The organism is Neobacillus drentensis, assembly GCF_021560175.1.
Lineage (GTDB): Bacteria > Bacillota > Bacilli > Bacillales > Cytobacillaceae > Neobacillus > Neobacillus drentensis_A.
Genome location: NZ_CP091110.1, coordinates 1,169,627 through 1,196,025, shown reverse-complemented (window position 1 = coordinate 1,196,025; position 26,399 = coordinate 1,169,627). Strand labels below are relative to the sequence as shown.

Sequence of the window (26,399 nt, the reverse complement as noted above, 5' to 3'; positions counted from 1 at the left end):
ATTTTTCATCTAATAATTAGTGGTTCTATAATAGGACAAAGCGATTCATCTAAGTGATGAAACGTATGGCTGCGTTATCTCATAAGCCTGCCGCCATTTATATCAAACGTGGCCCCGGTGGTAAATCCACCAGAATCAGAGGCTAAATAGGAAACTAAGTCAGCAACCTCTTGCGGCTCTCCGACACGTTTGAGTGGAATCGTCTCTATCATTTGGGCTAATTTATCCGGATCCATTTTATCCATCTCTGGTGTGCGAACAGACGCTGGCGCAACGGCATTAACTGTAATGCCATCGGCCGCTAACGATCTAGCAAAGGATTTACTCAAGGCAATTTGTCCGGCCTTAGAAGCAGAATAATGAGCGCCAGAAGTTAATGGACCAGCCTGTCCTCCAAATGAGGACAAATTAATGATTCGTCCCCACCCTCGTTCTTTCATGGCAGGAATGACAGCTTGTGAAAAAAAGAATGTGCTTTTTAAATTTACAGATAAAACTTGATCCCATTCTTCCTCATTGATTTCTTCTATCGGGGTTTCAAAGCGAATTCCTGCATTATTTACGAGAATATCGATTCTCCCCCATTGGTTTAAAACTTGGTTGACTGCCTCTTTAATACCGTTAATACTAGATACATCCAATTGGATGAACATCATTTGCTCCTCTACGACTTCCGGTTGAAATCGCTGCTTTGTTTGTTCAAGGTTCTCCTTGTTCCTAATCACGAAAACGACTTTTTTTCCTTCATTCACAAAATTTTCAGCAATAGCTAACCCGAGCCCTTTATTTGCTCCAGTAACGATTGCGACTCTTTGATCACTCATTTGCATTATATTCCTCTCCTTTTCAAAAAACTAAAAATCCTATAGTTCACATAATCACTATAATAATAGTAGAATATTTAAAAAACTTTAACCACAGCAAGTTAGGTTTGAATATTCTATAAATTTTGTACTATTAGTACCGAAAGTAAAAAAAGAAATCTCAAAAAAAAGTACCTGTCACCGCAGAACGATTTCTAGTAACTGATCATAATGGTTACTAAATAGGTGTTTTGCGGATACCAGATACTTTAATAAGAGACTATCCCTTTTATGCAAATCACTTTCTTTTATTTTTCATCCATGTGCTTTTCTCCTATAGATTGATTTTCCCCAACAATAAAAGTATTTGCAGTGCAAGTTGTATTTCAAATCGATCATTTGAATTAGATAGGTCAATGTTCAGTAAATCTTCTATTTTTTGAAGACGATATCTCATTCCACTGATAGAAATGGTCATACCTCGCGCTGTTTTATGTAAATTAAATTCATTTTGAGAATAGTAAAACAGTGTCAAAAGTAGGTCCGCATTCTTTTTTTCATCATAATCCAAGAGACTTTGCAATTTTCCAATAGCAAACGCTTCCAATTCCTCGGGAGCCCTTGCATTTAAAAACAATGTTAAATGTCCCAGTTCACTTGCTAAAACTACTTTAGAATCAGAGGACCTTACCTTCGCCAATTCGACAGCTTTCTTTGCTTCTACTGCTTTTTGATAGAAGTCTGATAGGGTACTAGTTTCCTCACTAATCCCGATATACACCTTATGATTATTTCCCCCGAGCTCCCTTAGTAGCCTTTCACCGAACTTTTTGACGGTCATATGTTCAGCATCAATATATTTTTTAGAAATGATAGCCTGGACCGTATCTAATTTAGGAAGCATGAGTGCGGTAGGACCATTTCTATTAATAACAAATTTAAAAATATCGGTAAATTTATTGTATATTTTCAAATAATCAGAATTTAAAGAGGATGCTCTCTCTTTATTTTTCTCTTTCATTTCAAAATGAATTACATAATGCGGCTCTCTAATATCATATCCAAGGATGGCGAGGCGAGCATGAATATCTTCTGCTTTTGCTTCTTTATTATTAATTAACTCTTCTAGAAGATCACCCTTTAAACGTTGTTCCGTTTCCAAGGCAACCTGTTAGTTTTGCATGTATAATGCCGTTGTTGTGGCTGTTCGTTCTAGTAGGTCAGAATGAAAGTCAGTAAATCTTTGCACTGAAGCAATCGTTACATAACCATGTATTTTATCTTTTATCATAATGGCCGTTGTTAGAAACTTTATCGGTTTATTTTCGGGTTCCCTTTTAAAAATTGATTTACGCCGGAACACCTTGTCTATCTTCTCTTGCTGGCCTCTAACAGTCATGTCATTAACCAGCCCAGGGATTTCCCCGTACTGCGCAAGGGGTTCAAAATTATTACTTTCTATTAAAACTGGACAATTAAGACTATCTCCTAAAAGCTTCGCAAAGGTCTTAAACCCTTTTCCTTGCAGCATGACTTGCGTTAAATGACGACTTAGGGCATAACCAATCTTTAATTTTTCTTTTTCCTGCTCTACTTTTCTATACATCTGATCCAGCTCGGCAGACATATCATCATCCTCAAAGAACAGAAGATCTTCTTTGATTTCGTCTCCCCATTGTTCCAACGTTTTTCCGACATAGCAGCAGTGATCATCACCTTTACCCCTGCATTTCGTCTCTCTGAAAATAACCTTTTTCCCCATACACTCAGTATTGTATCCGCTTGCATAACCGACCATATAATAACAAATGGGTTCATTATGCAGCGGAAAGTACTTTAAGTATTGCGTCGCCTCAAAGGAGTCGTTCCAGTATCCAGCCACATCAAAGATCCCTTTTTCCATATCCACACGAAATTTCTCCGGGTAGGAAAACACTCTCCCCGTAATTTGATGCATTTTGGAACCGGCAATTAACCATTCAAGGTCGCTTTGCCATTGGACAGAATCTTTTAGCAAACGTGCCTCATGGACACCACAATGATAACCATATCGGAGTTGAAATCTCTTAGCCCGCTCAATTCCTAGGGCTGTAATTAGATCTTTACAAAGCATTCCCTGAGCATCAGCACTCGTAAGCAATAATTGAAGTTCCCGCATTTTCATGCCAGTTCTTTCCGAAATACGCATAAAGTGATCTAAACTTAAATCGCTTGCTTTCATACTCACAATTTCACCCCATTATTTTAGACTCTATCATTTCAGTTTACTGAATTATCCCCAAAATAACAAAGTTTTTTTACAATACCATTTTGCAGCTTATTGCCGGACTTATGGAAGTTACGAAACCTTGGAAAACGCAACCCCCACATACAATGAGCTTTTCTTACAATTAAAGTCCATTGAAAATAAAACAAAGGGGCGTTTCATCTGTTTCTGGAAACTGAAGAAACGTCCCCGTGCTCACATTTACATATAGCAATGAAGATCCTTATTTATCTACCCAAAGGTTTTGTATGTTTTGCCTCCCCCTAAAGCTTAACGGTGATATTGGTTTTTTCGGTGTAGAATTCGAAACTATTATGTCCTCCTTCACGGCCGATTCCAGATTGCTTCATGCCGCCAAATGGTGTGCGTAAGTCACGAAGGAACCATGTATTAATCCACACAATACCTGCTTCGATTTTCCCGGCAAAAATATGTGCCTTATTCAAGTTAGTCGTCCAAATAGTAGCAGATAATCCGTAGTTGGTATCATTTACTTTTTCTAATACTTCTTTTTCTGTATCAAATGGCTGGATGGTGACAACCCCGACATCAAATGGATTAATCGACGGCTAATAATTGTTTTTTAATAGCTGTTATAAATGTGCTCCAGCAACAATCGAATCATTTGCCATGTGAGGAGAAGAGCCTTTTTGTCTAAAGAACCGGATCATTTAATAATTTGATTTGGGTGGTTAAAATTTTTGTAAGTCTCCGATTTCCGCAAAAAAACAGCAAGTCCATCATAGACTTGCTGCTCCATTCTCTTTATATAATTCGTTTTTTTACGGTGGTTTTTATATTATCTCTTTTATGGAAGCCTTTTATATAATAAACAGCCACTAGGAAGACAAGAAATAATGGACCAATAACTATGGCAATTCTCGTATCAGAATTATAAGCCATTAAACCAATTACAAACGCTAAAAAGGCTAGAGCTAGATAAGATGTAAAGGGGAATAGCGGCATTTTATATTTAAGAGCCTTTACTTCCCGCATATCTAGGGTTTTACGATAGCGAATTTGTGATAAAAGAATGACTCCCCAAGTCCAAATGGCTCCAAATGTAGCAATACTCGTCACCCAAGTAAAGACCTTTGCAGGAACAATATAGTTAAGGACCACACCAATTAAAAGAGCAGCTGCCGAAGCAAGGACGGCGATTCCAGGAACCCCGCTTTTTGTAATTTGCCCAAAGTTTTTAGGGGCCTCCCCATGCTCTGCAAGGTTAAATAGCATCCGTGCAGTACTAAAAATACCACTATTACAAGATGAAAGAGCAGCAGTTAGAACAACAAAGTTTATAATTCCCGCTGCCCCTGGGATACCAATTTTTTCAAAAGTAAGCACAAACGGACTGCCTTTTGTACCAATTTCTTCCCATGGATAAATCGCCATAATCACAAACAAGGCCCCCACATAAAAGAGAAGAATCCGCCAAAATACTGTATCAATTGCACGTGCAAGCGACTTTTGAGGATTTTTCACTTCTCCTGCTGTAACGCCAATCATTTCAATTCCCAGGTAGGCAAACATAACCATTTGCAAAGATAATAACACACCTTTTATCCCATTTGGGAAGAAACCTCCATGTTCCCATAGATTCTTGATACCCGTTGCCATTCCACCATTACCAAGTCCAAAGATAATCATCCCGGCCCCGATGAGAATCATGGCGATGATCGTAACGATCTTAATTAAAGCAAACCAAAATTCTAATTCCCCATATGCTTTAACAGCAAGAAAGTTTACTCCAGCCATGATGACAAGTGCCGCCAACGCCCAAACCCATCTTGGAACAGACGGAAACCAGTACTCCATATAAATACCAATGGCTGTAATTTCCGCCATACAGGTAACAACCCATAAAAACCAATAATTCCAACCTGTTATGTACCCAGCCAGCGGTCCTAAATAATCGCGCGCATATTTACTAAATGACCCTGCTACCGGCTTTTGTATGGCCATTTCCCCCAAGGCTCTCATTATGAAAAACATGATTAACCCACTAAATGCGTAACCAACTAAGATACCTGGTCCCGCCATTTTAATAGCTGACGCTGAACCAAGAAATAATCCTACCCCAATAGCTGCGCCGAGAGACATTAACGTTATATGTCTTTCCTCTAAACCGCGATGAAGTTCTTTGTCCTGAGTGCCTTTACTCATCTATGAATCTCCTCCTGATCAAAACTTCAATTTCCCATGCATCCACTTGTTCATGACTTTAAATAAAAATAATTTACGAATAAATATGATACTACTTATCCGCAAATAATGCGACTGCACATCTTCCCTTTTTCAGATTGTTAGCGTTTTCAAATTTATTTAATTTTTTTTTTGAACATTTTCTAACATTATTTTAACATTTTTGTGAACAAACTTTTTTTGTAGAAAAACGAGAAATTTACCGTAACTTTTTGTAGAATTAAACTAAAGCATACCATCTTTTCGTGACAGATATTTTGGAGGTCATTATTTTGAATACTAGACACCATGATCCATTTAAAGCAGCTTTTGATAGTTTAGAAGAATTTGTTGATCTGATAAGCCAAGTTTTAAATTGCCCGATTACAATTGAGGATGCAAACCATCGACTACTTGCCTATAGCACACATGATGAACGGACAGATCCCGCAAGGATCTATACCATCATTGGAAGAAGAGTGCCTGAAAAAGTGATCAATCAATTATGGAAAGAAGGTACCATTCCTGCACTGCTGCAAACTCGTGAACCAGTCCGTGTTAAAAATATAGATGAGATCGGACTTCATAATCGAGTTGCTATCTCTATTTGGAAACAGGATGAAGTATTAGGCTTTATTTGGGCAATTGAGATTGACAAGATCTTAACAGAAAAAGATTTTGACCTACTCAAAAAAGCAGCAGATTCGGCGAAAAATAAACTTTTACAGCTTCAAACCAGAAAAAATAAAAAGGAAGAACATTCGCAGGAATTCTTTTGGAAACTACTAACAGGACATTTGAAAGGTGAAAGGGAAATATATGAACGATTTCATGCGCTGAAAATTACACCCTCAGCTTCCTTTGCCATTGCAGTATTTCAATTTCCTGAAAACATAACAAATAAAGTAGAACAAAACATCTCGTATTTATTAAAAACAGGCCAACTAATGAAAATCCTGCTTTATACCATTGACTGTAATCAATTAATCATCTTACTCTCTGCTGATAATATTAAAGAGCCTTATCAGGAATTTAATCGCTTCGTTCAAACTTTTGTATTAACCATGAACGAGCGGTACGATCTCAAGGGAATCACCCCTGTTTACAGCAGCATTTATGAAGATTATCAAAAAATCGGCCAAGCCTATCAGGAAACATTAAGAGTTTTAACAATTAAAGAAAAATTCCCTTTCGAGACAGAAAATATTTTTAATTATCACAAGCTGGGGATTTACCAATTATTTGAACTCATTTTGGAAAAAAGACAAAGTGAAGCATATGAAAATGATTCATTAAAAAAACTGCAAGAATACGACCAGAAACATCATAGTAATTTAGTTGAAACGCTAGAAGTCTTCTTAAATAAAGATAACAATATAAATGATGCCGCTAAGGAACTAAATGTTCATGCCAACACCCTTAATTATCGGCTAAAGCGTATCTCTGAAATTGGCGATGTGAATCTCAAAGATCCAAACCAGAAAATGCTTCTGTATCTTGACCTAAAGCTTTTGAAATACAAATAGATATGAACATTTTGTGAAAATCCCCAAAAAGGATAAAAAATTTTTTCCTTTCTAAACAAAGTATTTTTGCAAAAAACGTCTTATACTATACCCATAGCAAGGATATTTTACAGTATTAGGGAGGAATTTAGATATGTTTATTGGTGTACCTAAAGAGATTAAAAATAACGAAAGTCGTGTAGCACTTACTCCAGCCGGTGTGGTTACATTAGTTAAAGCTGGTCATACGGTATTAATCGAAAAGGACGCTGGAAATGGAAGCGGTTTCACTAATGAACAATATTTAGAGGCTGGCGCGAAAATTATCGAAGATCGTAAAGATGTCTGGTCAAAATCAGAAATGATAATGAAGGTAAAAGAGCCTTTAGAAAGCGAATATCAGTATTTCCGCGAAGGATTAATCTTATTTACTTATTTACACCTTGCTGCTGAACCTGCACTTGCACAAGCACTAAAAGATAAAGGTGTACTTGCCATTGCCTATGAAACAGTCTCCGTGAATAACACCCTGCCGCTGTTAACTCCAATGAGTGAAGTTGCAGGACGTATGGCTGCACAAATTGGTGCACAATTTTTACAAAAGAATAACGGGGGTCAAGGAATCCTTTTAGCTGGTGTTCCAGGTGTTAATCGTGGTAAGGTAACCATTCTCGGCGGTGGTATTGTCGGAACCAATGCAGCAAAGATGGCCATTGGTCTAGGTGCAGATGTGACAATCATCGATTTAAGTGCGGACCGTTTACGCCAGCTGGATGATATCTTTGGAAATCAAGTTAAAACGCTCATGTCTAATCCATTTAATATCGCAGAGGCGGTTGCGGAAGCCGATCTTTTCATTGGAGCTGTGTTAATCCCAGGTGCTAAGGCTCCAAAACTAGTAACAGAAGACATGGTGAAATCAATGAAGCCAGGTTCTGTTATTGTCGATGTTGCGATTGACCAAGGTGGAATTGTCGAAACTAGTGACCATGTAACAACACATGATAACCCTACTTTTGTAAAACATGGTGTGGTTCACTATTCAGTGGCTAACATGCCTGGTGCGGTTCCTAGAACATCTACCATTGCCCTGACAAATGTAACCGTTCCCTACGCATTACAAATTGCTAATAAAGGGGTATTAAAAGCCATTTCAGAAAATGCCGCTTTAAAACTTGGCGTAAATGTGGCAAACGGAGAAATTACTTATGAAGCAGTGGCAAAGGATTTAGATTATCCATATGTACCGGTAGAAGAAGCATTGGTAAAGGAACTTGCTTCCATCTAAATACAAATTATCAAACGACGTAATATAGATAAAACAAAGGGCAGCTATCAATCGATAGCTGCCTTTGCTTTATAAGTACTTCCGATGAACACCCTTCCCATCATAGGAAAACAGCATTTTTCTTTCTTCAATCGTGGTTTCTATATGGACCGGTCTACCCCAAAGCTGGTGAATATAGGGAAGTACTTTTTCGAGGTATTTCACATCTAATTCAACACCCTCATACCAGTGCTTTAAGTACAGTTCACCGTTTTTCAAGAAGTCGCCATCATTAACAGTAATATATGGAAATCCCCCGTTAACCCGCATATTTACAAGCTGATCCCGAATATGCTCCCACTCTTTATCAACGACTTTGTAATCCCTCCCTTGCTTTTGGAAAAGATACATATCTTCTCTCATAACAAGGTCCTTATTTAAGTAATTACGCAGGAAGGATATATCCGATTCCACTTCACGAACCTCAAACATCTTTTCCCTGCCTGAGCCAGGTTGAACTCCTCTTCGTTTCATTTCCTCTGTTGGATTATTATATCGCTCTTCAATATCCTCAAAAATTTTAATACCGAGATAATAAGGATTTATTCCTGTTTTTGATGGTTGGACTACCCCAGCATTTAACTTAGCAAATTCAATTGCTTCACCACTAGTTAAGTCCAGTTCCCTTAAGATTCGTTGATGCCAAAAGGAAGCCCAGCCTTCGTTCATGATTTTCGTTTCAAGCTGAGGCCAGAAGTATAACATCTCCTCACGCATCATCGTTAAGATATCCCTCTGCCAATCTTCCAGCTCTCTAGAGTAAGTTTCAATAAATAACAAAAGATCCTTTTCAGGCCGTGGCGGGAATTTCTTTTTCTTCGGTTGGTTGTTTACCTTTTGATCTTTTTCGTCCAATTTCCAGAGATCGTCGTAAGGCGTTACAGCAATTGGATCTAATTCTTCGTCCTCCTCATCATCGCCAATGGACCAAGAAAGCTTTGGCCGCATAAGCGAAGGATCAATATGTTCATCAATAGCCAGGATGGCATCTAAAAAGGTTTCGACTTCCTTTTTCCCATATTGAATCTCATATCTATGGATTCGTTCAGCAGTAGCAGCCATGCTTTCCACCATATCCCGCTTGGTGTTTTGAAAACGGACATTGTTTTTAAAGAAATCACAGTGAGCCAACACGTGCGCAACGATTAACTTATTTTGTATCAGTGTGTTTGAATCAAGCAAGAATGCATAACAAGGGTTTGAGTTTATAACGAGCTCATAAATTTTACTTAGCCCTAAGTCATAGTGCAGTTTCATTTTGTGGAATTGCTTTCCAAAGCTCCAATGAGAAAATCGTGTTGGCATACCATAAGCACCAAATGTATAAATAATTTCAGCAGGACAAATTTCATAGCGCATTGGATAAAAATCCAGTCCAAAACCAGTGGCTATTTCAGTAATTTCACTTATGGCTCTTTCAAGCTTCTTCCGATCTTCTATGTTCATTCCTCACTCCCCCTTTTCCTCTTAACACAATGTATGAAGAAAAGGCGGGATTGATGAGGAAGATGGCCAAAAAACAATTGCAAGCCTTATTGTTTTTTGTGACTTTACTCGAATTTTAACCGTATAAAATTATTGGTCCATCTTTTTTGCCTCCCTTGCAAGAAGCAGACCGACATATTTGTTCCTTCTCCATTCCTTTTTAAAAACGGACAGGGGTGGACTAGTATCCCCAACTAAGTAACTGATTTCTATGGTCAGTGCTGGTTTGTGATAAGTTGTAATAAACCAATCTGTAAATCCCCCGCCGAATGCCTCGGGGTCAGGGTTCGCTAGTTTATAGCTGGTTAGTCTAGAAACCCTTTTTGCAATCTTATAATCACGGTCCAGATTTTTTCCATTTTTATAATTCCAAAAAATCTCCCTTCCTGCCGTATGATATGCAACCGCAATCGAGGGTTTTATCTCCTTAATAAATTCGGTTAAAGCGATCACTTCCTTAGCTTCTAAAGGTCGTTTACCTTTATAAAATGCATAGCTTGGGTTTGAGGGTTGATGATTAAGCTGTTTCCAGCCTGCTGGGTATTGTCTGTTTAAATCCACGCCCATCCCATTCGCTTTCCATCGTTTGAAATTATTTGATCCTTCATTCATTCGTAACAATTGTCTTTGACGATTAGCAGGAAATGACTTGAGGTTAGTTTGTTGAATGTAAACACCGTCTGGATTTAGCATAGGGATAAACCAAATCGAAACTTGATTTAGGATATCTGTTGACCTTAAGCCCATTCTCTTACCGTTCTGATAGGCCTCGGCATAATTCTCAAGCATGTTCATCAATAGGGCGCTTGTCAGCCATTCTCGTCCATGATGGGCACCTATTAAAACGATATTAGTTTTTCCACTTCCCAGCTTAACTCCCCAAATTTCTTTTCCAAAATGGGTTGTTCCAATTGATTTTATTTCAATATGACTGCGATAATTATCAGTCATTTTTTCTAAATCCTGTTGAAGACGTTCATATGTGTAAGGTTTATCCACTTGGACAATTTTTGCATCTGCCGAGGTAAATGGCAGGGTAAATAGAGCGAAAAGCACAAAAATAATCCTAAACAATTAAAGCACCACTCTTCATTAGAAAACTATTTTATACTGGTAAATGTTGAAAACAGCGTAAACAATAGGTGTCCAACATTTTCTGTGAAAGTTATTTGAGGAATGTCATAAAATAAAGTCAACTCCTAATTAAGGAGGAGGCAAATAAAAATGAATAAGATGGATTACGACCGAGCGTTATATTATACGCACAGATCTGAATGGGACAATTTGCTGATCTTAATGGTTCGGACAAAAGACCAATTTTTATCGAAAAAGATTGAACAATTCCTGCACGCTTATAATTTTGAACGTGACTACACCGTGATTGAAACAAAATTATATAATCTGCTTCGTTACATTGACCATGCGAATGAATCACTGGATCCTGATGAAAATGGCTTACCGATGTATAGTCTTTCCTGAAAACTAGAGTGGATACCAAATTGTTGAGAAAATTTTTTCTACCGGGAAAAAAGAATTCCACCAAAAAAAACGGCTTCCAATGATGGAGGCCGTTCTTTAGTATGATTCAGTTCTTTTTTAAGGCTTAAATAGCTTGAACCATTTTTACTTTCTTGTCTACTAATGCCATAAAGTCCTTCTCAATCGTTTGAAGCTTTTGTTTGCTTTCTTCAAGACTGGAACTATTCACACCAAAATAAAATTTAACTTTAGGCTCAGTTCCTGAAGGACGAAGACATACCCAAGATCCATCTTCAAAAATATATTTTAATACGTTGGATTTAGGTAATAAAATCTTTTCTTCGCCATCCTTCGTTGCCCGGATACTTGTCAAATAATCTTCGCTCGCAAGAGTCTTAACTGTTCCTAAGTCTGTTAATGGTTCATTACGGAATGAGGCTAACAGGCGTTGAATCATCTCTGCCCCTTCTTTTCCTTTCAATGTTAAAGAACGAAGTCCCTCTTGATAGAAACCGTATTTTTCAAAAACACCAAGCATTCCTTCATATAGGGTTAATCCTTGTTTTTTATAATAGGCACAGACCTCCGTAGCAAGCAGGGCAGCTTGAACGGCATCCTTATCACGTGCAAAGTCCCCAATTAAGTAGCCGTAAGACTCTTCATAGCCAAATAGGAAAGAATGCTCTCCCGTTGTTTCATATTCCTTGATCTTTTCTGCAATAAATTTAAATCCCGTTAAAACATCAACTGTTTCTAAATGGAATGCGGAAGCAATTCTCCGTCCTAATTCAGATGTGACAATGGTCTTTAAAACCACACCATTTTCCGGCAATGTTCCTTTCGCTTGTTTCTGAGAAAGAAGATAATCTACTAATAATGCACCTGTTTGATTACCGGTTAAGACAATATATTCTCCCTCATTATTTAGAACAGCAATCCCAAGACGGTCCGCATCAGGGTCAGTTGCAATTAAAATATCAGCTCCGACCTTCTTTCCATCACGAATCGCTAATTCAAAGGCAGCATGCTCTTCAGGATTCGGGCTTTTTACAGTTGAAAATTCAGCATCGGGAAGTTCTTGTTCCTTAACAACCGAAACATTTTTATAACCTAATGCCGCAAGGCCAGCTCGGACTAATTTATTGGCTGTCCCATGTAATGGCGTAAATACGACTTTAATATCAGTCTCTTCAGCAAGAGTTGGATTTTCTGATATGGTCTTTAATTTTTCAATATAGGCTTGGTCAATTTCAGAACCAATCGTTTTGATCAAACCAGCCTGACGTAATTCTTCCTCACTGCTGACTTGGATGAGTAATTCATTTTCAATTTCATTTACCTTTTCAATCACAATATCGGCAGCTTCAGGTGGCAGCTGACCACCGTCTGACCCGTAAACTTTATAACCGTTATATTCCGGGGGATTATGGCTCGCTGTAACCACAATTCCAGAAAAGGCATTTAACGTTCTTAATGCAAACGATAATTCTGGTGTAGGGCGTAATTCGTCAAATACATATGTTTGAATTCCTCTAGAGGCAAGCGTCTTAGCAGCCTCCAATGCAAACTCGGGTGATTTATGGCGTGAATCATAAGCAATTACTACGCCGCGTTTTTTCGCTTCTTCACCATGTTCTTCTATGTAAGCTGCCAATCCTGCGGAAGCTTTACGGACAGTATAAAGGTTCATGCGATTTGTCCCTGCTCCTATTTCCCCGCGCATTCCACCTGTACCAAACTCAAGATTCTTATAAAAAATTTCTTCTAACTGTTTTTCATTTCCCTTTAAAGCTTCTAATTCATTTTTTAATTCATTGTCTAACCCTTCATATTCCAGCCAACTTTTCGCGATTGCTTTCCATTCCATAGATGTGATCCCTCCTATTTAAGTACATCCAATAATTCGAAGTTTAACTCTGTTTTTCCTCTAAAAATGACAGGATAAAAACCGACAATTTTTGCAGGGTACGTGGAAGCTACTCATATTATAATACCTCAAAAATATGACAAAAAGAGAAGGAATTAAAAAAAAGCCTGTAAAAAATCACAGGCTAAGGGATTAACTGCTTATATAATTAGTTCATTATCTGCTTTGGTATAGATACTAAGAATTGAATTTTTTAGACTTCTACCTTCAATAAATTGTTCAAAATCAAAGGGAAAAAACAGTCCAAATTCATTTAGGGTAGCAACATTTTTGTTGAAAACCATTTCGTATTGCTCATCTAAAGGTGATGATTCTAGAATGGAGATGATTGTCTGAATACATGTCATAACTTGAAATGCATCTTTTAATGTATTAAAATCCAAGGACGTGTCGAGGATTTTTAATTCCTCAAATTGACTAATTTCTTCATCATTAAAAAACTGAGGAAAAATATTGGAGTAAACGTACCTCACCAGTTCATTAATCTCTTCTTCTTGACTTGGTGTCGAGGCAAAAACTATTTTCACTTATTTAACCCACCTTTGCCATCGCTTATTTCTGTCGTAATATATATCATAAGAATAACATAATTCGAAGTGGAATTTCGGTGGTAATTATCACCACAGAAAGAAAAGCGGAGGCGCCTTGTTAAGGGGCGACAGGCATAAGACGAGCCGGCGGGAAGGCTGCTCTTTAGCCTTCTTGACCGGATTGGCTTATGACCCGAGCCCCTAGGCGCTGGAGCTAGACAATCTTCAAAGTCAGTTCTTATACTTAATCTTTGAACAAAAGCGAAAGCGCCCTGGTCAGCGGCGTATGGCCTGGAGCTGGATAATTTAACAAAGGAGACAATATGATTATAACTAAACGTACTGGTGAATGGCTGCAAATCATTATACCAAGTGAATGGGAAGGGATTACGATTACTGACCTTTTCCGAGAGGTATGGCAAGCCCCCAAAAAATTAACCCATCAATTCCGAACCGATAATAAAGTCTTACTCGAGGGTAATCGGGCCAATTGGAACACTCCACTACCTGCAGGGGCAAAAATACAGCTTCAACTATTTGAGGAAGAAGCGTCACAAGTCATCCCATCTTACCATGAGATAAATATATTATTTGAAGATGAACATGTTTTAATTATCAATAAATCCCCCTTTATGAATACACATCCAAATAACCCTGATAAGGAAACCGATACCTTGATGAATGCCGCTGCCTTTTACCTCCTGTCAAAAGGAGAATCAGCAAATGTTCGGCAAGTGCATCGACTGGACCGTGATACATCTGGAGCCATTCTTTTTGCTAAACATGCTTTAGCAGGTGCCATTTTAGATCAAATGCTTGAAAAACGTCTTATCAAAAGAACCTATATCGCAGCTGTTCATGGCCTGTTAAAACAGAGGAAGGGTACCCTGAATCTGCCGATTGGGCGGGATCGTCATCATGCAACTAGACGCAGGGTGTCACCAACTGGACAAGCTGCTATTACTCACTATCAAGTCTTAGAATATAATAAGCAAAAAGAGTTTTCTTACATTAAATGCTGGCTGGAAACGGGGAGGACTCACCAAATCAGAGTTCATTTCAGTCATTATGGTCATCCTTTAATTGGAGATAGTTTATACGGAGGACAACCGCTTACGAATCGGCAGGCTCTCCATGCGGCAAAGCTCGAATTTCCCCATCCATTTACAAAGGAAACCATTCTTTGCTATGCCCCCTTTACAGATTTACCTGAAATTTTTAACAGCATTGATGTACATAAAATATAGAAAAGGATGTCTCTATTGGGAGACATCCTTTTCTTTGCCATCTTATTGTTAATCGGCTTTTCTAAAAGCACGCATGATAAAGCTTAAAAGAAGCACTAATACTGCCGCACCTATAATGGCCGGGATAATCGCAAAGTCTGCTACATTTGGACCCCAGTTACCTAATACTGCTGTTCCTAACCATGCACCAATAAAACCTGCGATGATATTACCAATAATGCCTCCAGGAATATTTCTCCCGACAATCAATCCGGCTAACCAGCCGATAATTCCACCAACAATTAATGACCAAATGAAACTCATTTAGAACACTCCTTTTTAGTATTCTTCATTTCACTTTTTGTATTTTTACTCAGACAGCTGACTGCTTTTGAAAAGTTGAATGTTTACTGCCTGTACCTATAAAATACCCCATTTTTTTATTTATACTCATTTAAAAATAATTAATTTGAAATTCACCTAAAAATACATGAACAAGACATAAATGAAAAATACTAGGCTATAAAGAAACTTTAAGACAAACGGAATAGTATTCAGAAAATTCTAATGTTAAGTTTTTGTAAATTTAACGTAAATTCTTTCTTTTTTCGACAAATTTTAGATAAAATATTTAGGTGCGCCATAAACATATTATTGGTGAAATATTGGAGGTATAATCAATGGCTAAAAAAGTAGATAAATTCTCAGCATTATTAAGTAATATCTCAACCAATCTTGATGAAAGTGTTGATTTTTTCACTGAATATAAACTAAAAAATATCAGTGATTTGAAAATCTTCTCTGAGAAAATGAAAGAATATGAATCCAAAGGTGATACCTTCGTTCATGAAGTTATTAAAGAATTAAACGATGCATTTATAACTCCCATCGAACGTGAGGACATCCTCCAGCTTGCAATGAGCATGGACGATGTATTAGATGGTCTTGAAGCATGTGCTGCCCTATTCGAAATGTATTCCATTACGGATGCAGATGAGTTTATGTTAAAGTTTGTCGACGCCATTCAAGGCAGTGTTCACGAGATTCAAAAGGCTGTTGAATTACTATCCAACAAAAAGTTAGCTCAAATTAGAGAACATGCTATTAAAATTAAGGATTATGAATCAAAATGCGATAATATTTTAAGACAATCGATCAAGCATTTATTTACTGTCGAGAAAGATCCTATCCGCATTATTCAATATAAGGAGATTTACGAAGATCTTGAGGATATTGCTGACTACTGTCAGACTGTAGCTAATACGCTAGAATCCATTATTATGAAAAATGCTTAAGGAGCAAAAAAATGAGTCTTGTCCTAATTTTAACAATCTTAATTGTCATTGGTGCTCTTGCATTTGATTTTATTAACGGTTTTCACGATACAGCAAATGCAATCGCCACGTCCGTTTCAACAAAAGCTTTAAAACCTCGTCAAGCCATTTTGTTGGCTGCAGTAATGAATTTAGTTGGTGCCTTAACTTTTACGGGCGTAGCCAAAACCGTTTCAAAGGATATTGTTGATCCGTTTACCTTACATAATGGATCGGTTGTTATTTTGGCTGCACTAATTTCAGCAATCTTTTGGAACTTACTGACTTGGTATTACGGAATTCCTAGCAGTTCTTCTCACGCTATCATTGGGTCAATTGCCGGGGCTGCAATTGCAGCAGAAGGATTTAATGCTTTGAACTACACTGGTTTTATCAAAATCATTGAAGCACTGATTTTATCACCAATTCTTGCCTTTGTTGTGGGATATATTGTCTATAGTATATTTAAAGTGGCCTTCAAGAATTTAAATTTAGCAAAAACGAACAAAAGATTCCGTTATATTCAAATCGCAACAGCTGCTTTACAATCTTATTCACACGGAACAAATGATGCGCAAAAATCCATGGGGATCATTACTTTAGCACTTGTATCCAGTAAGTATCTTTCCCCTGATGCAGGAATCCCTTTTTGGGTACAACTTTCCTGTGCTGTTGCAATGGGTCTAGGCACCTCTATTGGCGGCTGGAAGATTATCAAAACAGTCGGCGGAAAAATTATGAAAATACGTCCAGTTAATGGTGTTGCTGCTGATATTACTGGAGCAGCGATTATCTTTGGTGCTACCTATATTCATCTACCAGTAAGTACTACGCATGTAATTTCTTCTGGTATTCTCGGAGTTGGTGCTTCTCACCGTCTTAAAGGTGTAAAATGGGATACGGCTAAACGGATGTTGATTACTTGGGTTATTACCCTGCCAATTACAGCCATTATTGCTGCCATTGTTTTCTATATTCTAAATTTATTCTTTTAATTACTTTAACCAGAGACTTCTCTGGTTTTTTTATTTCTTTCATTTCTGCACTTCTAAATGTCATTTCTTCTCATATTTTATGGATAAGGACAAGTATTGAGGTGGGAATAATAGTGAAAGAAAAAATATTCGCCATGCTGATTGGTTCATTGCTAGTAAGTCTAGGAATTAATGGGTTTCTAATTCCTTACCATCTACTAGATGGCGGTGTTATAGGCTTGGGACTAATTATTCATTATTTTTACGGTCTGCCCACAGGTCTTAGTATTATATTTTTTAGTCTTCCCTTATATATCTTAGCTTGGTTTTTCGAGAGACGATATTTTTTCTATAGCCTGCATGGTTTAATTATTTCTTCCTTTTGCATTGATGTATTTTCCTTTATCAACGGTAAAATACAAATAGGAATTTTGCCAAGCACCATAATCGGTGGAGTGCTTGTTGGTATTGGGATTGGCCTCATGCTTCGCTATGAAACAAGTACGGGTGGAACAGACTTACTTGCCCAGTTGCTTACCAAATTTACCTCTATTAATATTGGGATCATTATATTTTTAATTGATGGTTTAATCATTACAAGCGGCATACAAGTCGTTGGGCTGGAAAAGTTCTTTTATTCTCTTCTTACGATTATTTGCGTAGGCTTAATGACAACCGTTACGGTTTCCACAAAGCCACTCACACAGTAAAGCCACCAGCAGCTTTTGCAGGTGGCTTTACTATTATTTAATCAATTAATTAGTTATTTTGCCTCAACAGATCCAAATGTTTTTTTCATGATTTCATATGAGGTCTTCAAGCGTTCATAGAATGGTGGTTGATCCCATGAATTCCAGTTGTATACAAGTGAACCTTTTTGCTGAAGCTGCCCATTCACCGTCTTTGGAACCGTTTGTTCTAAACTGCCTTTCGCAGTTGTTACAATTGCTGTCCTGATTCCACTGGCCTTTTCACTACCTGACAATCCTTGTTTCCACACATCTCCCATTATTTCTTTCAAGCTGGGGTCTTTCACATTTAAAAGCTGCCAAGGAATCCTTCCTTCTATTATCTTTTTATCGCTGCTCATACTTATGTCAGTTAAGGAATTGAAATTCTTACTGGCTGGATTAGCGCTGCCATACTGTAATACCCCTGTTTCGTAATCCTGAAATGGAATGACAACCTTGGTAGAAGGAATCGTTTGTTGCTTATTTAGTGCCAAGCGGATGGGATTAAATATGCCATTATTCTTTTGAGAGGCATATGGCTCTTCAGGAATCATTCTCAAGAGTTTTCCATACTGATAATAGAACGTGTCATAATAACTATCAACCAATATTCGCGAGTTATTTGGACCCTGCAGCTTAATAAGAAAGTCAATTCCATAATCAGTATTAATCTTTACTTGTTGGTTAATTGGAATGGTTGTTTGGCCTTGATTCCCAATTGTGTCGAGTAATAGATAGGTACCTTCGTTTTTAAAATCAACGGGTTGATTATATTTTAGTAAGAAATACAAATAGCCACTATCAGAGGCGAACCGTACTTCCTTTAAATCCTGTTTATTGTCAGATTGATAGGCTGCTTTTGCAGCTGCTATGTCCCAATCTTCTGCCGCTCCATCGACAATTATGGCTGTTTCCTTCTTACCTGGTTCAAATCCAAGCAAGCCAAAATGCTGTTCATTTGTTTGCTGGTTATTCCAATACGGGCGGCGGTCCGGGTCATCGAAGTCCATTGTGTTCCAAGTCCGCTTAAACCATTCATCCTGCCAAGTAAACACAAGTCCACCCGCGTACTTTTCTGAAACAATTGATTGAAACAAATGTTGATCAATTTGTCCTTGTTCCTTCTCAGAATGAAATCCCTGATTCATCCCGTAAGGATTTTTATGCGTTAAGCCTCTTGAAGAAGGTACGCCAAATTCTGCTACTAAGACTGGCATATGATGGGCAGAGCGCAGCTCATTTAGATATCCTGCATAATTATTTTTCTTCCCACTAGCATCGGTATAGTTTAGATATTTCTTCTCGTAATTGAGAAAATCTGGATAGTAGGGATAGATATGATAAGAAGCAAATAAGCCAGCTTTAAAGGAGTTTGATGCTTTAATATGAGTGGGATCTACCGACACCATATCCTCATTTTCCAATGGTTCAGATGGATGCTTGAGCAAATCCGTAGTGACCCAATTCGTAAAGCTCATCGAATGCTGCCACTTGTATTGGGCTGCCTCATAACTTGCTGCATAATCCATCAACTCAGCGAGCCAAATTTCAAAAGGACTGGCATGATCTGTTTCAAAATAATTTCCTTTAAATTGGCTCAAACCGGAATGCTTTTTATTTGTATTTTGAACCATTGCCGGATCCCATTCAGTTCCAATAATGGTGCCAATTATAAACTTTGAAATATCATGTTTATACACACCCGATGCATGACCTGGCCGTTCGGCAAGAGCAGCATTACCATGAATAATGTCCACCATATTTTTTATTTCTAATTTCGCATCATCCACATTTACTTTTGCGAATGCATCCTGGGTTTTGATTAAATTTTCTTCATTTACCCACGTTCCATGAAATAAGAATAAAGGCTTTTTAGCAATTTGATTATATTCATAAAAAGCGTCATAAAACTGGGGAGGATGTAGGGTATAAACCCTAATGGCATTAGCATTCATTGCTCCGATTTCTTGAAACCATCGAAAATATTCTTCTTTTGTAATAGCTGTTTCCCCAGGGAAGTAGCCTGGTTTGCCAATCCCCATATTCACTCCCTTAATTAAAAGGTTCTGCCACTTTCCATTCTTTTGAATTTGAATATAGGAATCATTTGTTTGACTATTGGTCTGAATCCCGTTCTTGTCAACTAATGCCACTTTCTCTTGCGGCTCTACCTTTTTTATCCCATTTTTCAGGATATCTTTCATCATCGGGACATATGCTGACCAATAAAAAGAATGGTTTGAACCGAATGTCTTTTTCCATTTATCCAAACCTTTTGTCTGGTAAATGCCTGGTACATCTGCTTCATCAGCATAATCACCAGAAAAATAATAGGAGGAGTATCTAGCATTCTGATGATAAATGACCGCAGGAAACTTGTTCGGTATTCCAAACCCATCTAACTTTTCACTAGCCTTTTTTGAAACAGGCAGCTGATAATTAGCTAAGATCTCATTATTATTTTTGGCTTGAATAATATCAAACCAATACTGATAGGTACCATTTATCTTTTCCGAAAAGTGTTGTTGGCCTTTATTTGTTAATGTAAATTTGAGTCCGTGATCGTTAATATCTTCTTTTCCTATGACCACCACATAATTACTTTTACTAACAAAGACAAAACCTTCTCCACTGAAAGTCCATTTTTCATGCTGCTTTTGATAATTCTGTTTTACCCATTCAGGTACCTCTTCGTTATTTAAATCTGAAAAATATCTGCCAATCCATCCCGACCACTCTACATTCAATAGGTTTGATATTCCCTCTTTTGCAGGATCTGAGGTTGGACTGGCAAAGGTATTAAATTCTGCAATTAATGTTTTAGGTTTTGATTGAATAAGTGTCTTCTTCAATTGATTAACTTCACTTAGTGTTAGACCGCCATAAATTTTTGCAGACCTTTTTCCACTGGAATTCTGTCCATAAAACTCCTTCTTATAGACACCGTATTGATCTGTCAGATAAAAAACATCATATTTAGTTAAATCTTTGGGAAGTGGGACAATCGAATAGTCTTGATTACTTTTTGGCTCAAACCCCTTATAATCCTTTTCTGCAGAATAAGGTTGACCATTTTTAAAATACTTAGAATTGTTTAAGATCCAAACCAATCCCTTATGCTCCCGATAAGATGAATTTGGTACTGTTTTATCCATAATTAGTACATTCAAATTCTTCTCCGGCTGAAGTCTCCATAGCCAAAATGGACTTGTTACTAATGCTAGAAAAATCATAGCATAGAAAAATAAGTAGATTGACTTTTTCATTTTGATACACCTTTTCTTTTCATTTCTCCCCAGCTTGTCTCTCCTTTTATGATTTGCCAAACTCCTTCACAACGCCAAAAAACAGTCATTGGCCGGTACCAGATGGTTTCTGTTAACGAATAGAAAAAAAGCTTGAAGATATCTGTAACTTTTGGATATTTGGTTAAGCTCCACTCCTCTAAAAGAACAGCAGCCATCGAAAATATGGAACCATACAAACAAGAAAGTAAAAATAATAAAATTGAAAATTCGATGTAGGTTCCTCCAAGGAGCAAACATAAAATCATAAAAATATACCCTGATAGTTCAATAATCGGACCAAAAAATTCTACAATCCAAAAGTAAGGAAATGCAAGTAATCCGATGGACCCGTACTTAGGATTAAAGGTTAATTTACGATGAGTCCATAAACTTTCAAAAAGCCCCCTATGCCAGCGTCTCCGCTGCCTCCGCAAAAATGTTATGTCCTCCGGTACTTCTGTCCAACAAACAGGATCCGGTACATATACGATTTTCTTTTTAAGTCCCTTTTCTTTTAAGAGGCGGTGCATTCGTACAACAAGTTCCATATCTTCACCTACGGTATCGGTTCGATAGCCGCCTGCTTCAATGACCCAATGTTTTGAAAAAACACCAAATGCACCAGAAATAATAAGGAGAAGATTGTGTCTGCTTAAACCTATCCTCCCCATTAAAAATGCTCGTAAATATTCAATTATTTGCATAACCACCAAGGGCTTATCTGATAGGCCAATATTTTGGATATGACCATTCTGAATTTCACATCCATTGGCAATCCTCACACTGCCGCCAGAAGCAATTACTTCCTCATTCGAGTCCACAATTGGCTTCATTACCTTTAAAAAAGCATCTTCCTCTAAAACAGAATCACCATCCAAAGAACAGAAATACGGATAATGAGAGAAGTTTAGACCGACATTAAGGGCATCCGCTTTTCCTCCATTTTCCTTGTCAATCAGAAAAAGGTTAGAAAGTATCGATGATTGATATATCTTTTTAATTGGTTTAGCATTCACCTGAATTCTAACCACTTTTTTTATTTCCTTCATATCATAAAAATCGATCATTTTCTGCAAGGTGCTGTCTTTAGAGCCATCGTTTACGACAATTACTTCATAGGTTGGGTAGTTTATACTTAAAAGTGAACGGACGCTTTGAATAATTCCGGCCTCTTCGTTATAGGCAGGAACGATGATCGAAACCGGTTTGGTATAAATTTCATCCAAATAATCTTCATAGGCCTGAATCCGATCAAGCTGATATTCCTTTCGTAACTGAAAAAATGATGTTATGAGAATCGCGGTATAAAAAACAATGACAATTACCATATAAAATGCAATAAACCAAGCAAAAGACGTAACAATATCTCCCCATTGTATAAATGCCAGCTTATTCTCCCCCTTTATGCAGCCATTCCCAGGCCATATCTTTTGCAAATGGATCGGTTGATGTTTCTAATACAGTTTGTAAGATGGCTTTTCCCTGAGTAAATTGGCTGATGGCCTCCCCAGCCTGTGAGCGAACCCACCAAGTGCGGTCATGCAGAAGCTCAATCAATCGCGGTATAGCTTTTCCTTCTTTTAGTGATCCGATTAATTTGGCTGCTACTAGTCTTTCTTCCCATTTATCTGAATAGAGAAGTTCTAAGTATGGGGCACTATCTTTTACATAACCAATTTCGGCCAAAGCTTTTAAAGCCCTTAACCTTATTTCACCGGAATAGCTTGAGAAGATTTTTTCAAGGAAATGGTTATAGGAGACCTCACGTTTACTTGCAATCACATCAATAATTGCTTTTTGAAGCGGCAAGCCAGCATGGTGAAAATGAAGCACATACTGGTCAAATTTCTTTTGCTCTAAAGGAATTAGTACATGGCGGTAATCAAATTCGGTTAGGTCTTGATATTTTGTAGTTAACAAATCGAATAGCTGATTACATTGGAATAAAGCCAGAATTCTTAAGATATAAATAATTTCTTGGTGTGAAAGCCGTTTCCTATTTAATAACCTGAAGACATCGTCAGTGAGGTCTATCATATTAAAATCTTCAATATGATAAAGGGTATTCATTCTTGTACTCCACTTGTGGCTCTGGAGCTGTTTTTGATAATAATTCGATAGATACATCGAAGCTAGTCTCGCTAAACGGGCTTTTTCCTCTTCTCCCTCAATTACCTTCGTATACCTGCTCAGCAGTTGTTCGATAGCCTTTTGCTGAAGAATCGTTTCAGGTGTGAGTTTCCTTGAGATCACACCTTCTATTAGGTTTGAAGAAATAAGGGGATTGTAGATCTCACGGTATCGTTCTACTTTTTTTCTCTTTCGAATCTCAACTGTTTTTCTAATCGTTAAATATCCTAGTAAAATGACAAGCAGCACTAGTAAGGAGAGAGTTAGAATGGAAAGGAACAGTAACTCATTTGTAAACAATTTATTTCATCCTTTTAATTAACCTTTGTATTCGCGCCTGCAGTTCCTTAATGCTAAAGGGCTTTGTTACATAATCATCGGCACCAAGTGCTAAAGCCTTTTCGATATCGGCTTCATTTTTCCTTCCAGTCAGCATAAGGACATGAATATTATGGCTATATTTTATTTTTTGTACCTTTTGAAGAACTTCAATCCCATCCATTACCGGCATCACACCATCTATTATTAAAAAATGCTCTCCTTTTTCTTCTAGTCGATTTGAATGAAAAAACTGTACTCCATCTCCATATTCCGCTAAGTTTAATTCAAAATTAGAAAAATCCATGACATTTAGAATTCTCATTAACATCGTTCGAATAATTGGGTCGTCATCAATAATGGAAACAAATAATTTCCTTTTTGGAACATCCATCATAGACTCATTGGCACTCTCCACCCGTGCCCTGCCGTTTGCTTTTGCTGAATATAAGGCTTGATCTGCAGCCATGATAGCTGTTTCCATAGAAACATCAGAATGATGGATCGTATAAATACCGGCTGTAAAAGTAACATAATGTGTCTCCTCCTTTAAAGGGAAGGGGATTGTTGAAAATTTGGTTAGTAATCTTGAAACAATCTCAGCCACTTCTATTTGATGGGCATTCTCAAAGATAATGATGAACTCCTCACCGCCATATCTAAAAACGGTATCAGAGCTTCTTGTATGTTCTTTTAAAAAAGAGGCAAAAGCTGCAAGGATTTTGTCTCCATTCACGTGCCCAAAGGAATCATTAATTTGTTTGAAATGATCAAGGTCTAAGATGGCTATACTGAAGGGTTGTTTAGTTCGCTTAATATCCCTAAGGCAACGATTATAGACGTCGAATAAAAACTTTCGATTATATAACTGTGTAAGTTCGTCTACTAGTACAAGTTGATTTAATAATTTTTTTCTCTTTATATGACGGGATATTCGAACAGTCAATTCTTCTAAATCAATTGGTTTTTCAATGAAATCATCAGCACCTAATTCATAAGCTCTTATTCTTGTTTCCCGGTCATTCATGAGACTAATCATGATTGTGGGAACAAAATGTTGATGTGTATGCTGCTCAATATCCTTTAACAATTCAATACCATTAATTCCGGGTAAGTTTATATCAATGATTACACAGTCAGGATTTAAATCATAATATTGTGAAATAGCCTTTTTAGAATCGGTATTGGCAGCAACCATCCATCCCTTTTCCTCGAGGGTATCTTTAAGGAGAATAAGCATGGAAATATCATCATCAATGATTTGAATAAGCGGTAATTTTTCATCATATCGGCGCTCGTTGGGTGTTATCGACCCCTTTTCAGAGTACGTTTCATATTTATCTGTCAGGCTAATGATTTCTTCTAAAAACTTTTGTAGTTCTACTTTATCCCATAACCTTTCATCTTCTGCCTTAATCTGGTTCAGTAAAAATCCAGAAAGCTGATGAAGACCCACTAATTGTAATGTTCCTGCACTTCCATGAAGGGAATGCAGAAATCGATAAACTTCTGAATGTTTGATTGCTTCGTTACTATCAAACCACATTGATAGTTGATTTTTCACCTTCTGAATAAGCAAATTTTTATATTTATTTAAGTCCATAAACTGCCTGCACCCCAATTTTCTATGAGAAAATAATGACAATCGTAACATACCATATGTGATAAGTTTGTGATTATCTTGAGTGTATTATGAATTGATTAGAAATACCATGAAAAAAAGTCGAAAAAAGGCGAAAATTTTCGGAAGTGTACCAAATTCACATACATATGCTAAAAAAAAGAAGGATCCCTTTACGGAATCCTAAACTAATTTAGCCTAATTTTTTCACCTTACTTGTACAGCTCTCCATGGCGGCTATGATTGAACCGCGGAACTGTTCTCTCTCAAGGGTTGCCACTGCCTCTATGGTTGCGCCGCCAGGTGTACAAACTTGATCTTTCAACTCTCCAGGGTGCCGGTCAGTTTCCAGAACCATTTTAGCTGCTCCCAGTACAGCCTGTGCAGCCAGGCGGTAGGCTTGATCTCTCGGGATACCTTGACGTACTCCGCCATCGGCCATTGCTTCTATTAACATATAAACATAGGCCGGTGACGACCCACTGATAGACGGTATTGCATCCATTAATTTCTCATCCAGGCGCTCAGTTTGACCAAAGCATTGCAGCAATTGCTCAACCGCTGCTAGCTCTTCCTCCTTAATATAACTATTTGCACAGAGTGCGGTCATGCCCTCACCTACCAACGAAGGAGTATTAGGCATGGTCCGTACGGTCTTAACTGCTAAACCAAATAACTGTTCGATATCCGCTAAGGTAATACCCGCTGCAATTGTAACGATAATGGTGCTTTGTTTTATTTCATTTTTCATTTCCTCAATAATCCCTGCATGCTGGTCAGGTTTCACTGCTAGAATAAGGATGTCGGCAAACCTTGCCACATCTTTGTTGTTCAACGATACGAGAATCCTATACTTTTCAGAAATAGCCTGTATCGTTCTTTCAGTAGAAGCACTGGCCATTATATTCTCCTTACTAACTCCATTTGCTTGTAAGATTCCACCAATCATTGCTTGGGCCATTTTTCCGGCCCCGATGAACCCAATCTTTTTTATCATGCGCTTCATTCCTTAATTTCAAAATTAACTCCATTTTACTACTTTAAATAAATAAAAAAAGAGAAGATATTCCATAGAAATAGCTTCTCACCGATTAAGAACATTCTTTTCCCTACCTATTAATGCCGAATGACCTTTAAAATCCAATCTAGAACTACGCCGCCAAAATAAACACCGAAAACACCCACAACAGCTGAAAATACAGGTGGAGCCGGTAACGGTAATTTTAAGAACCTAAATAACATTCCTACAATCAGACCAGCAATTAAGGCCATTACGACTTCTTTCATCCTATT

Annotated in this window: 22 protein-coding genes and 1 pseudogene; 7 read left to right on the top strand and 16 right to left on the bottom strand. The window is 37.6% G+C overall.

Translation table 11 applies throughout. From position 1 onward, the window contains the following. Positions 1-74: 74 nt before the first annotated feature. From L1999_RS05645 to alaP, 5 genes and pseudogenes are all read right to left on the bottom strand, one after another. Positions 75-830, bottom strand: a complete 756-nt coding sequence (locus tag L1999_RS05645; protein WP_235742660.1) for an SDR family NAD(P)-dependent oxidoreductase — start codon at positions 828-830, stop codon at positions 75-77. A 307-nt stretch (positions 831-1,137) separates the two neighbouring features. Then, positions 1,138-1,965, bottom strand: a complete 828-nt coding sequence (locus L1999_RS05640; RefSeq protein ID WP_235742659.1) for a PucR family transcriptional regulator — start codon at positions 1,963-1,965, stop codon at positions 1,138-1,140. A 9-nt stretch (positions 1,966-1,974) separates the two neighbouring features. Continuing rightward, positions 1,975-3,024, bottom strand: coding sequence for a XylR N-terminal domain-containing protein (locus tag L1999_RS05635; protein WP_235744263.1), 1,050 nt, complete (start codon positions 3,022-3,024; stop codon positions 1,975-1,977). A gap of 308 nt (positions 3,025-3,332) precedes the next feature. Continuing rightward, positions 3,333-3,611: pseudogene (locus L1999_RS05630) on the bottom strand (aldehyde dehydrogenase family protein); the annotation flags it as partial. Positions 3,612-3,834: 223 nt separating this feature from the next. Continuing rightward, on the bottom strand, positions 3,835-5,235 hold the full coding sequence (gene alaP / locus L1999_RS05625; RefSeq protein WP_235742658.1) for an alanine permease AlaP: 1,401 nt from the start codon (positions 5,233-5,235) through the stop codon (positions 3,835-3,837). 311 nt (positions 5,236-5,546) lie between these two features. On the opposite strand from alaP, the gene L1999_RS05620 reads away from it, so the two are divergent. Together L1999_RS05620 and ald are read left to right on the top strand one after the other, a co-directional pair. Further along, positions 5,547-6,779 (top strand): PucR family transcriptional regulator, encoded by a 1,233-nt coding sequence (locus L1999_RS05620; RefSeq protein ID WP_235742657.1) that lies wholly within the window; start codon positions 5,547-5,549, stop codon positions 6,777-6,779. A 133-nt stretch (positions 6,780-6,912) separates the two neighbouring features. Beyond that, entirely contained in the window at positions 6,913-8,046 is a 1,134-nt protein-coding gene (ald, locus tag L1999_RS05615; protein ID WP_235742656.1) for an alanine dehydrogenase, read from the top strand. Positions 8,047-8,115: 69 nt separating this feature from the next. Here the strand turns inward: ald and L1999_RS05610 are convergent, their stop codons facing one another. Beyond that, the gene (locus tag L1999_RS05610; protein ID WP_235742655.1) at positions 8,116-9,531 is read right to left on the bottom strand and encodes a SpoVR family protein; all 1,416 of its coding nucleotides are present in this window, start codon (positions 9,529-9,531) and stop codon (positions 8,116-8,118) included. A gap of 129 nt (positions 9,532-9,660) precedes the next feature. Further along, positions 9,661-10,644 (bottom strand): M14 family metallopeptidase, encoded by a 984-nt coding sequence (locus L1999_RS05605; protein WP_235742654.1) that lies wholly within the window; start codon positions 10,642-10,644, stop codon positions 9,661-9,663. A 150-nt stretch (positions 10,645-10,794) separates the two neighbouring features. Between L1999_RS05605 and L1999_RS05600 the strand changes: the two genes are divergently transcribed. Continuing rightward, positions 10,795-11,049 (top strand): YhdB family protein, encoded by a 255-nt coding sequence (locus L1999_RS05600; RefSeq protein WP_215039991.1) that lies wholly within the window; start codon positions 10,795-10,797, stop codon positions 11,047-11,049. A gap of 124 nt (positions 11,050-11,173) precedes the next feature. On the opposite strand, the gene L1999_RS05595 is transcribed toward L1999_RS05600, so the two are convergent. Continuing rightward, a complete protein-coding gene (locus tag L1999_RS05595) occupies positions 11,174-12,916 on the bottom strand; it encodes a phospho-sugar mutase (protein WP_235742653.1) in 1,743 nt (580 codons plus the stop codon). A gap of 200 nt (positions 12,917-13,116) precedes the next feature. Then, positions 13,117-13,503: a YhcU family protein gene (locus tag L1999_RS05590; protein WP_235742652.1), complete on the bottom strand. Its 387-nt coding sequence runs from the start codon at positions 13,501-13,503 to the stop codon at positions 13,117-13,119. A gap of 326 nt (positions 13,504-13,829) precedes the next feature. On the opposite strand from L1999_RS05590, the gene L1999_RS05585 reads away from it, so the two are divergent. Next, a complete protein-coding gene (locus tag L1999_RS05585; protein ID WP_235742651.1) occupies positions 13,830-14,753 on the top strand; it encodes an RluA family pseudouridine synthase in 924 nt (307 codons plus the stop codon). Positions 14,754-14,801: 48 nt separating this feature from the next. Here L1999_RS05585 and L1999_RS05580 read toward each other — a convergent pair whose 3' ends face one another. After that, on the bottom strand, positions 14,802-15,056 hold the full coding sequence (locus tag L1999_RS05580) for a GlsB/YeaQ/YmgE family stress response membrane protein (RefSeq protein ID WP_215039985.1): 255 nt from the start codon (positions 15,054-15,056) through the stop codon (positions 14,802-14,804). A 356-nt stretch (positions 15,057-15,412) separates the two neighbouring features. Here L1999_RS05580 and L1999_RS05575 point away from each other — a divergent pair, with 356 nt between their 5' ends. The 3 genes from L1999_RS05575 to L1999_RS05565 all read left to right on the top strand — a co-directional run bounded on the left by L1999_RS05575 (position 15,413) and on the right by L1999_RS05565 (position 17,729). Next, complete coding sequence (locus tag L1999_RS05575; protein WP_235742650.1) at positions 15,413-16,027, top strand: DUF47 domain-containing protein; 615 nt, start codon at positions 15,413-15,415, stop codon at positions 16,025-16,027. Positions 16,028-16,038: 11 nt separating this feature from the next. Beyond that, positions 16,039-17,040, top strand: coding sequence for an inorganic phosphate transporter (locus tag L1999_RS05570; protein ID WP_235742649.1), 1,002 nt, complete (start codon positions 16,039-16,041; stop codon positions 17,038-17,040). Positions 17,041-17,153: 113 nt separating this feature from the next. Then, positions 17,154-17,729 carry a YitT family protein gene (locus L1999_RS05565; RefSeq protein ID WP_235742648.1) on the top strand — a complete coding sequence of 192 codons (576 nt, stop codon included), beginning with the start codon at positions 17,154-17,156 and terminating at the stop codon, positions 17,727-17,729. Positions 17,730-17,782: 53 nt separating this feature from the next. On the opposite strand, the gene L1999_RS05560 is transcribed toward L1999_RS05565, so the two are convergent. The 6 genes from L1999_RS05560 to L1999_RS05535 form a co-directional block, all read right to left on the bottom strand. After that, positions 17,783-21,016, bottom strand: a complete 3,234-nt coding sequence (locus L1999_RS05560) for a hypothetical protein (RefSeq protein ID WP_235742647.1) — start codon at positions 21,014-21,016, stop codon at positions 17,783-17,785. Beyond that, positions 21,013-22,365: a glycosyltransferase family 2 protein gene (locus L1999_RS05555; protein WP_235744262.1), complete on the bottom strand. Its 1,353-nt coding sequence runs from the start codon at positions 22,363-22,365 to the stop codon at positions 21,013-21,015. The genes L1999_RS05560 and L1999_RS05555 overlap by 4 nt, the downstream gene beginning before the upstream one ends. Before the next feature lie 61 nt (positions 22,366-22,426). After that, positions 22,427-23,467: a HEAT repeat domain-containing protein gene (locus L1999_RS05550; RefSeq protein WP_235742646.1), complete on the bottom strand. Its 1,041-nt coding sequence runs from the start codon at positions 23,465-23,467 to the stop codon at positions 22,427-22,429. A gap of 1 nt (position 23,468) precedes the next feature. Continuing rightward, a complete protein-coding gene (locus L1999_RS05545; RefSeq protein WP_235742645.1) occupies positions 23,469-25,088 on the bottom strand; it encodes a response regulator in 1,620 nt (539 codons plus the stop codon). 211 nt (positions 25,089-25,299) lie between these two features. Beyond that, complete coding sequence (proC, locus tag L1999_RS05540; RefSeq protein ID WP_235742644.1) at positions 25,300-26,103, bottom strand: pyrroline-5-carboxylate reductase; 804 nt, start codon at positions 26,101-26,103, stop codon at positions 25,300-25,302. Positions 26,104-26,222: 119 nt separating this feature from the next. Further along, on the bottom strand, positions 26,223-26,393 hold the full coding sequence (locus L1999_RS05535) for a XapX domain-containing protein (protein WP_235742643.1): 171 nt from the start codon (positions 26,391-26,393) through the stop codon (positions 26,223-26,225). Positions 26,394-26,399 lie beyond the last annotated feature (6 nt).